The 9,635-nt window shown below is 73.5% G+C and carries 1 protein-coding gene; it reads right to left on the reverse strand.

Features of this window, described 5'->3' with window-relative positions:
- Positions 1-2: 2 nt before the first annotated feature.
- A partial coding sequence (locus tag HG543_RS56475) for a non-ribosomal peptide synthetase (RefSeq protein WP_169347940.1) occupies positions 3-9,635 on the reverse strand: 9,633 nt, incomplete at its 5' end.

The following is a 9,635-nucleotide window of genomic DNA, read 5'->3' on the forward strand; positions in this document are numbered from 1 at the left end:
GCTCAGCTCTCCACCTCGGTCGCGTTCAGCAGCGCGTCCAATTCTTCGTCCGACAGTTGTTCCAGCGAGGAAGGGTCCAGCTCTCTCGTCGTCCGGGCAATCGGCGCGTCGGCGAGCTCCTTCATCGAGCCCGCCAGCCGCGACACCACGTCCGCCATTCCGGCCAGGGTGGGCGCATCGAAGACCGCCGTCAGCGGCAGCTCCACGCCCAGGGCGTCACGCACGCGGGAGGCAATCCGCGCCGCCATCAGCGAGTGCCCGCCCAGCGCGAAGAAGTCGTCCTTCGCGCCGATGCGCGACCGGCCGAGCAGCTCCGTCCAGATGCCCGCCAGCGCCAGCTCCTCCGGCGTCGCGGGGGCCACGTACTCCGCGGCGGCATTGCCCGTGGGCGCCGGACGCGCCTGCAGTGCGCGCCGGTCCACCTTCCCTCCCGGCGTCAGCGGCAGGGTCTCCAGTGCCTCGAAGGCGGACGGCACCATGTGGTCCGGCAGCCGCGCCTTGAGGAACCCCCGCAGGGCGGCGCCGTCGAGCACCTGTCCCGGCTTCAGGACGACCCAGCCCACCAGCCGGGTCTCTCCGGGCGCCGGCTCGTGCGCCGTGACGGCGGCGCGAGCCACCGACGGGTGCCCGGCCAGCGCCGCCTCCACCTCCACGGGCTCGACACGGGCGCCGTGCACCTTCATCTGGTCGTCCGCCCGGCCGAGGTACTCCAGCCGGCCGTCCGCCATCCAGCGGACCACGTCGCCCGTGCGGTACATGCGCGCACCGGGCGTGGCACTGAACGCATCCGGCAGGAAGTGCTCCGCCGTCGCGTCCGGCTGACCCAGGTAGCCACGTGTCACTCCAGGGCCCGCCACGTACAGCTCACCACGCACGCCCTCGGGCACGGGACGCAGCGCCCCGTCCAGGACGTACACCCGCGTGTTGTCGATGGGCCGGCCGAGCGACACGGGGCCGGAGCCCACCTCCATCGCCGTCGCGTCCGCCGCCACCTCCGGTGCGCCGTGGAGGTTGAGCAGCCGAGCCTGTGGCAGCCGCTCGCCGAGGCGCGCCGAGAGGCCTTCGGGCAGCCGCTCTCCCCTCGTCATCCAGGTGCGCAGCTTCGCCAGCCGCCGCCCCACGTCCGGCACCTCCAGCACGGCCCGCAGCAGGGACGGCACGAGCCCCAGCCGCGTCACGCCGTGCGTCTCCAGCGCCGCCACCAGCCGCGCCGGGTCCCTCACGGTGTCTTCCGTCAGCAGCACCGCGGGCACGCCCGCCAGCAAGGGTCCGAACAGCTCCCACACCGAGTCCACGAAGCCCGCCGACGTCTTCACGGCGCACACCTCGCCCGGCTCGAACGGGAAGGCGCGCCACATCCACGCGAGACGGTTCAGCGTCGCGCGGTGGCTGGTCATGACGCCCTGGGGCCGCCCCGTGGAGCCCGAGGTGAAGAGGACGTACGCGAGCGCGTCGCCCCCTCGGGTCTTCGGCAGCGGCTCACCGGCGTCCACTCCGTCGTCCTCCAGCCAGAGGACGGGAGTCTCGCCATGGGGAGGCAACCGCTCCGACAGGTGGCGCCGCGCGAGCAGCACCGCCGGGCGGCTCTCCTCCATCAGCCTCGCGAGCCGCTCGCGAGGGTGCGCCGGCTCCAGGGGAATCCAGGCCGCGCCCGCCTTCAGCACGGCCAGCACGCCCGCGACCATCTCCACCGAGCGGTCCGCGCACACGGCCACGCGCGACTCGGTGTTCACGCCCAGCTGGCGCAGCCGGCGCGCGAGCCGCTCCGCGCGGGTGGACAGCTCGCGGTACGTCACCCGCGTGTCCCCCGCCATCAGCGCCACGGCCTCTGGCGTGCGCGCCACCTGCGCGTCGAACAGCGCGCCGAGGCTGGCCTCCGTGTCGAAGGCCCCCTGTGCCCCGCTGCCCGCTTCGAGCACGCGGCGGCGCTCCTCCTCGCGCAGCATCGACACGTCGCCGAGCCGCTGCGCACCGGAGGTGAGGCCCTCCATCAGCGCCCGCCACTGCGACAGCAGCCGGACCACCGTCTCCGGCGCGAAGAGCACGGGCGCGTAGGCCAGGCTCAGCCGGAGCTTTTCGCCGGGCACCACGTAGGCGGTGAGCGGGTAGTTGCCCTGCTCATGGCCGAGCACGTCCCGCACCTCCATCCCCGGGATGCGCTGCCCCAGCGTGGTGTCGAGCGGGTAGTTCTCGAAGACGAGCATGCTGTCGAAGAGCGGCAGGCCGCGAGGCACGTCGCTCCAGCTCTTCACCTGCACCTGCGGGCTGTGCTCGTACCTGCGCATCTCCAACTGCCGCGCCTGGAGCCGCTGGAGCCAGGGCACCACCGGCTCGCCGCCGGACAGCGTCACCCGGACCGGGAGCGAGTTGATGAAGAGGCCCACCATGGACTCGGCGTCGGGCAGGTCCACCGGCCGTCCGGAGACGGTGGCGCCGAACACCACGTCCTCCAGCCCGGCGTAGCGGGAGAGCAGCAGCGCCCACGCGCCCTGCGCCAGCGTGTTGAGGGTGATGCTGTTCTTCCGGGCGAATGCCTGAAGCGCCGAGGTCGTCTCCGGCGGCAGCCAGACGATTTCCTCTCCGGTGACGGCCACCTCCGCACCCGGCTTCATGGGCAGGGCGGCGGGCAGCGGCGTCGGCGCGGTGAAGCCCGCGAGCTCCTTCCGCCAGTACGCCTCCGCGCGCGAGAGGTCCTGCCGCTGGAGCCAGGCGATGTAGTCGCGCCAGCTCGCCGGACGCGGCAGCGCGGGCTCACGGCCCTCCACGCGCGCCGTGTAGATGGCGAAGACGTCCTTCAGCATCACGCCCACGCCCCACCCGTCCATCACCAGGTGGTGGTGGCTCCAGAGGAAGCGCCAGGCGTCCTCGGCCAGCCGCGCCACGTGCATCCGCGACAGCGGCGCGTGGGACAGCGTGAAGCCCCGGGCGCGGTCCTCGCGGACGATGGCGGCCAGCCGCGCGCGCTGCTCCTCGTCGGAGAGTCCGCGCAGGTCATGCTCCGTCCAGGGCAGCTCGGCCTTCGCATGGACCACCTGGAGCGGCTCGGGCAGTCCGTCCTGGACGAAGGACGTCCGCAGCACGGCGTTGCGCGCGATGACCTCCGCCAGGGCCCGTCGCAGCACGGGCACATCCACCCGACCGCGCGAGGTCCACGCGAGCTGCTCGTAGAAGACGCCCGAGCCAGGCGCCACCAGCCCGGCATGGAAGAACATGCCCTGCTGGAGCGAGGTGAGCGGGTACAGGTCCTCCACGTCCGGGTACTGCCGCAGCACGCGCTCCAGGACGGCGGGCGTCAGGCGGGCCAGCGGGAAGTCTCCGGGCGAGCGGCGCGCCGCGTCCGGCGTGCTCCGGCCCTCCACCAGCTCGCGCAACGCGGCCAGGAACCGGTGGGCCACCGACTCGATGGTGGCACGCGTGTGCAGGTTCTGGCTGTAGGCCCAGACCACCCGCAGCCGGCCGTCGCTCACCACCGCGTTCACCTCGATGCGGTGGGGCCGGCGGCCTCCGGGGCCATGCCACGCGCCGCTCGGCTCCTCCGTGAGGGCGAAGCGCTCCGAGCCGCGGGCCGCCGCGTCGAGCTGGCCCAGGTAGTTGAAGCCCACCTCGGCGCGAGGGGCCGCGCGCAGCGCCCCTGCCGTGTCCTCGCGCAGGTAGCGCAGCAGGCCGTAACCGACGCCGTTCGCCGGCAGCTTGCGACGCGCGTCGCGCAGGGCCCGCAGCCCGTCACCCGAGCTGCCTCCCGCCGGCAGCTCGACTTCCAGCGGGAACGTGCTGGTGAACCAGCCCACCGTGCGAGACAGGTCCACGTCCGCGAACAGCGCCTCGCGGCCATGGCCCTCCAGCTCCAGCCGCACCTTGTTGCCGCCCGTCCAGTGCGCGATGGCCCGCGCCACCGCCGCGAGCAGCACCTCGTCCACGCGGGCGCGGTATGCCGTGGGCACCTCGCCCAGCAGCGTCCGCGTCTCGGCCTCGCCGAGCGTCACCGTCACCAGCGCCTCCGAGCCCGGAGTGTCCTCGCCTCCGGCCAGCTCCACCGGCAGCGCGGGGATGTCGCTCGCGGCCTTCCAGAGCGGCAGCTCGCGGGCCAGTGACTCCGAGCGCGCATGCTCCACCAGCCGCTCCGCCCAGGACTTGAAGGACGTCGTCTTGGCCGGCAGCGCCAACGGGACGCCCCGCTCGAGCTGGGTGTAGGCCGTCTCCAGGTCCTCCAGCAGCGGCCGCAGCGAGACGCCGTCCACCGCGAGGTGGTGCACCGCGAGCAGCAGCCGGCCCGTCCGGCCCATGCCCCGGTCGAACAGGGCGGCGCGCAGCAGCAGCCCCTCGCCCAGGTCCAGGCTCCGGTGGACCTCCGCTCCCGCGGCCTCCAGCGCGGCGCCCTGCTCCGCCTCCGGCACGGACGACAGGTCCACGCGCCGCACCTGCACGCGGTCGGGCACGGGGGCGCACTCCTGCGTCCAGCCGTCCGCCGTCCGAGTGAAGCGCAGGCGGAGCGCGTCATGCTGGGCCACCAGCGCCCGCAGCGCCTGCTCCAGCAGCCCGGCGTCCACGGGCCGGCGCACCTCCAGCACCGCGCCGAGGTTGTAGTGGTGCGGCTCCGGCAGTGCCCACTCGTCGAAGAAGATGCGCTGCATCGGCGTCAGCGGAACGGGGCCCGTCACCGCGCCCTGCTCCGCCGTTCCCGTCTTCGCCTCACCCGCCGCGGCGGCCAGCTCCGCCAGCGTCTGCTTCTCGAAGAGCTGGGCCGGCTCCAGCGCCAGCCCCGCCGCCTTCGCGCGGGAGACAATCTGGATGCCGAGGATGGAGTCGCCACCCAGCTCGAAGAAGTTGTCGTGCAGGCCCACGCGCTCCACGCCGAGCACCTGCGCCCAGAGCGCCGCCAGCGTCTTCTCCGCGTGGGTGGTCGGCTCGACGAAGTCCTTGCCCGGGCCCACGCGAGCGGAGTCCGGCGCGGGCAGCGCCGCCCGGTCCACCTTCCCGGCGGGCGACAGCGGCAGCGCGTCCAGCGCGACGAAGGCCGCCGGCACCATGTGCTCGGGCAGCCGCTCCTTGAGGAACGCGCGCAGCGCGGTGACGTCCAGCGCCGCCTCGCCGTCGGGGTGCACGAGGTAGCCCACCAGCCGCTTCGTTCCCGGCGGGTCCTCGCGCACGGTGGCCGCCGCGTCGCTCACGCCGGGGTACTGGCGCAGCGCCGCTTCGACCTCGCCCAGCTCGATGCGGAAGCCGCGCACCTTCACCTGATGGTCCGTCCGGCCCAGGTACTCCAGCCGCCCGTCCGCGCGTTGGCGGATGCGGTCTCCCGTCCGGTACAGGCGCGCTCCGGCCTCACCGGAGAACGCGTCCGGCACGAAGCGCTCGGCCGTCAGCTCCGGCCGTCCCAGGTAGCCACGCGCCACGCCGGGGCCTCCGAGGTACAGCTCTCCCGGCACGCCCGGCGGCACGGGCTGCCCGCGCCCGTCGAGCACGTACGCGCGCATGTTCGCGATGGGCCGCCCGATGTCCGGGCGCTCCACGTCCAGCTCGGTGGAGACGGTCGCGCAGACGGTGGCCTCCGTGGGGCCGTAGCCGTTGAGCAGCCGCCGCCCCGACGTCCAGCGCCGCGCCAGCTCCGGCGAGCAGGCCTCGCCCGCGGAGATGACCGTCTCCAGCGCGGGCAGGCCCTCGGGCTCCAGCTGCGACAGCGACGACGGTGTCAGCGTCACCGTGGTGATGCCGCGCGACTCCAGTACCCCGCGCAACGGCGCGCCCGGCAGCAGCGAGTCGCGCGGCGCCAGGTGCAGCTCGGCTCCAGCCACCAGCGTGGACAGCACCTCCAGCACGGACGCGTCGAAGCCGAGCGCCGCCGCCTGGAGCACCCGCTTCCCGGGGCCGACCCCGTGCGCGCGGATGACGGCGCGCACCGTGTTGCAGAGACCGTGGTGCGGCACCAGCACGCCCTTGGGCGTTCCCGTGGAGCCCGACGTGTAGATGACGTACGCCAGCCCGCCCGAGAGCACGTTGGCGCGCGGCGCCTCCGTGGAGTTCCGGGCGATGTGGCTCCACTCGGAGTCCACCGACACCAGCAGCTCGTTCGTGACGGGGAGCTCATCCGCGAGGGGGTCCTGCGTCACCAGCACGGACAGGCCGGCATCCCGCATCATGTAGGTCAGCCGCGCGTTGGGGTACGCCGGGTCCAGCGGCACGAATGCGCCGCCCGCCTTCAGCACGCCCAGCAGGCCCACCACCAGCTCCGCGGAGCGCTCGGTGCACAGGCCCACCTTCACCTCGGGCCCCACGCCCAGCGAGCGCAGGTGGTGCGCGAGCTGGTTCGCCCGCGTGTCCAGCTCGGCGTACGTCAGGCGCTGGCCCTCGGCCACCACCGCCACCGCGTCCGGCGTCCGCGCGGCCTGGGCCGCGAAGAGGTCATGGATGCATGCGTCCTCGGGGAACGGCTCGCGCGTGTCGTTCCAGGCCACCAGCAGCTGGCGGCGCTCGGACTCGGACAGCATGGGCAGCTCGCCCACGCGCTGGGACGGGTTGGCGGCGATGCCCTCCAGCAGCCGCACGAAGCGCTCCCACAAGAGCTGCGCCGTGGCCGGCTCGAAGAGGTCCGCGGCGAACTCCAGCGCGCCGGTGAGGCCGTCCTGCGTGTCACGCAGCTCCAGCGACAGGTCCACCTTCGTGGCGCCGATGTCCATCTCGAGCATCTTCACGCCGAGGCCCGGCGTGCGGACCTCCACCGGCGGCGTGTTGTGGAACGTCAGCATCGCCTGGACCAGCGGCATGCGGCTCGGGTCGCGAGGCACGCGCAGCTCGTCCACCAGCCGCTCGAACGGAATCTCCTGGTGCGCGTACGCGCCGATGGACGCCACCTTCACGCGGCGGAGCAGCTCCACGAACGAGGGCGCACCGGACAAATCCCCCCGGATGGCGAGCGTGTTCAGGAAGCAGCCGATGAGGCCCTCGATTTCGGGCCGGTTGCGACCCGCGGCGGAGGTGCCGACGATGATGTCGTCCTGGCCCGAGTAGCGGTGCAGCAGCGTCTGGAACGCGGCCGTCAGCACCATGAAGGGCGTGGCGCCCTCGCGGCGGCCCAGCGCCCAGAGCGCGTCCACCAGCGGCTTGCGCACGGCCACCTGGAGGCGGCCACCCCGGCCCGACCAGCGCACGGGGCGCGGGTGGTCCGTCGGCATCTCCAGCACCTGGGTACCGGCGAGCTGCTTCTTCCAGTACGCGAGCTGGGCTTCCATGCCCGGCCCGAGCAGCCAGCCGCGCTGCCACACGGCGTAGTCCGCGTACTGCACGGGCAGCTCCGGCAGCGGCGACGGACGGCCCGCCACGAGCGCCTCGTACACGGTGACCAGCTCGCGGAACAGCACGCCGCTGGACCAGCCGTCGGAGGCGATGTGGTGGATGGTGAGGTGCAGCACCGACGCCGCGTCACCCATGTGAATCAGCACGGCCCGCATCACGGGCCCGCGAACCAGGTCGAAGGGCCGGCGGGCCTCGGCGAGCGCCAGCCGCAGCGCCTCGGCCTCGCGCTCCTCCAGGCTCGCGCCACGGGCCTCCAGCTGCTCCAGCACCAGCGGCATGGACGGCACAATCACCTGGTGCGCGCCGCCCTCCGCGAGCGCGAAGGTGGTGCGCAGCACCTCGTGCCTGCGCACCAGCTCGTTCAGCGCCTGCTCCAGCAGCGGCACGCTCACCGTGCCGTCCAGCCGGAGGGTGACGGTGTTGTTGTAGGCGATGCCGTTGGGGTCGAGCTGGCTGAGTGCCCAGATGCGCTGCTGCGGGAAGGACAGCGGCAGCGACTCGTCGCGCGAGACGCGCACCACCGGCGTCAGCGTCGTGGTGGGGACCTCGGGAACCGGCGCGGCGGGAGCAACCGGCCTGGGCGCCACGGTGTCGCGGGCCTTCGGCTGCGGACGGGGCTTCACGGCACGCGCGGGCGCCACCAGCTCCAGCACGCCCACGTCGCGGAAGCGGGCGCGCTGGCCGGTGAGGAAGAGCCGCTCCTCCGGGCCCGCGCCCGGCACGGGGATGAAGCGCGCACGGGTGGCGTCGGGATCGTTCCAGAAGCCGCGCGGAATGGCGGGGCCACCCAGCGCCAGCGCTCCGACGGCGCCGACGGGCACGGGGCCGCCGGACGCATCGCGGAGGTACACGGGCGCGGTGTGGTGGGACGGCCAGGCCGCGTCCACCACGGAGGCCGCCAGCTCCACCTGCTTCGCGGCGGTGGAGAGGGACAGCGCGTCCGGCCGCGACTCACCGCCCAGCACCCACAGGCGCACGCCGCCCAGCGCCACGTCGGCGCCGGGAAGCTCCGCGAGCGCGCGGGCCTGCGACGGCGCGCAGCGCAGCGCGGTGATGCCCTCGCTCCGGACGAGGTCCAGCAGGTCGCCCACGCCGGCATCGCCCTCGGCCAGCACGGCCGCCTCGGGCATCTGCTGGACCTGGCTCCGCTGCCTCAGCACGGCCAGATGGCGCAGGCTGGACATGGTCGGCTCCAGCGGCACGCCGTAGTCGACGAGGCACGCAATCTCATCCACGTCGAGGGAGCGCACGCGCTCCACGACGCGCTCGCAGTCCTCCACCGTGCCGAAGAGGCCGCCCGCCTTCAGGTAGTGCTCGACGCCCTGCTCGAGCATCACCTCCATGTCCTCCTTCGTGAGGCCGCGCACGTCCACCTGGAGGCCCTGGCTTCCCACCAGGCTGGCGAAGACGTCCACCGAGCTCTGGAAGTACTGCTTGAGCGGCTCGCGCACGGCGGCGCGCACCTCGTCCATGTCCTGGCCGAGGAAGGTGTGCAGCATCAGCGTCACCTGGCCGCGTCCCGGAGCGCCCGACTTCCGGTACATCTCGCGGTACAGCTGCACCTTCACCGCCAGCTCGTCCAGGCTGGAGCCCAGGCCGAGCACGTTGGTGAGGATGTTGGCGCCCACCTCGCCGGCCTTGCGGAACGTCTCCGGGTTGCCCGTGGACGTGAGCCACACCGGAATGTCCGCCTGCTTCGGCTTCGGCCGCAGCGCCAGCTCCACCTCGTTGCCGGCGCCGTTGCGGCGCTTCACCGTGCCGCCACGCCACAGCCGGCGCAGCTCCTCCAGGCGCTCGATGAGCACCTCACGACGGCGGGCGAAGGTGTCCGGCGAGAGCGCGAAGTCATTCGCATGCCAGCCCGTGGCGAGCGACAGGCCCACGCGGCCTCGGGACAGGTTGTCGACGACGGACCACTGTTCGGCGACCTCGATGGGGTCGTGCAGCGGGAGCACCACGCTGCCCGCGCGAATCTGGAGGTGACGCGTCAGCATCGCGAGCGCGCCGCCAATCACCGAGGGCTGCGGATACAGGCCGCCGAAGGAGTGGAAGCGACGCTCCGGCGTCCAGATGGCGGAGAAGCCGTGGGCGTCCGCGAACTTCGCGCCCTCGATGAGCAGCTCGTACTTCTCCTCGCCCAGCGAGTCCTCGTCGTTGGCGAAGTACGAGAGGCTGAAGTCGATGGGCCGGCGCGTGTCCGGCTTCCGTCCGAGGACGGCGAAGCGCGCGGCCAGCCGCTCGGGCGGGAGGACGACGCGCATGCCGCGAGCCAGGGCCCACAGCAGGTCCAGGCCCGCCGGGTCCGACGCGGGGCCACCCGCCGCGAGCCACACCTCGCCCTCCCC

It is taken from the genome of Pyxidicoccus fallax (genome assembly GCF_012933655.1).
GTDB classification, from domain to species: domain Bacteria; phylum Myxococcota; class Myxococcia; order Myxococcales; family Myxococcaceae; genus Myxococcus; species Myxococcus fallax.